Below are 535 nucleotides of genomic sequence, written 5' to 3'. Positions count from 1 at the left end.
CTGCTGCGCGGCATGCCCACCGGCGTCATGGGCCGTCGCGCCGGCGCCGCCGCGGGCTACTCCCACAAATACGGCTTCCGCTACAGCGTCCTAACCCGACCACCATCGGCCGGATAGGGGCGACATGAAGCCTGGTCATTTCAGTTATCCGCGGCGCGATTTTATTGGGCGCCGACCAGACCCAGATCCGGCCGCCACGACATCGCTGCGGCTCGCGCGAAGCTGCGTCGTCGACGGAGGCGGTCGCAGCGGACGTCTTGCTCCAGCTCATAGCCGACAAGCGGCAACGGGCAAGGCGAGAGCTCATCCTTGCCGGTCCGCGCCGCGGGAACGACCCGAAGTCTTCGCGCGCCCGGCGGTCACCGGCGCCACCGGGGTCGAGTGCCGGGCGACCCGCAGTAACCGATTTATCGTCATTCAATACTCGCGCCAAGCGGCCAAGGTTAAGGAGTAATTCGTGTTTGATTTTGGGGCGCTTCCGCCGGAGGTTAATTCGGCGCGGATTTATGCCGGTCCGGGGTCGGGGTCGTTGATG

General features: G+C 65.8%; 2 protein-coding genes. Both read left to right on the top strand.

The window, feature by feature from the left end; genetic code table 11:
• A partial coding sequence (locus A5681_RS28085; protein ID WP_419866345.1) for a PPE family protein, SVP subgroup occupies positions 1-117 on the top strand: 117 nt, incomplete at its 5' end.
• A 340-nt stretch (positions 118-457) separates the two neighbouring features.
• Positions 458-535 (top strand): PPE domain-containing protein (locus A5681_RS26920; RefSeq protein ID WP_156737066.1); only part of this gene is annotated, 78 nt, incomplete at its 3' end.

This window comes from Mycobacterium scrofulaceum (genome assembly GCF_001667885.1).
Taxonomy (GTDB): domain Bacteria; phylum Actinomycetota; class Actinomycetes; order Mycobacteriales; family Mycobacteriaceae; genus Mycobacterium; species Mycobacterium scrofulaceum_C.
The sequence above is the reverse complement of the archived record's forward strand: the minus strand, read 5'-3'. Positions and strand labels throughout refer to the sequence as shown.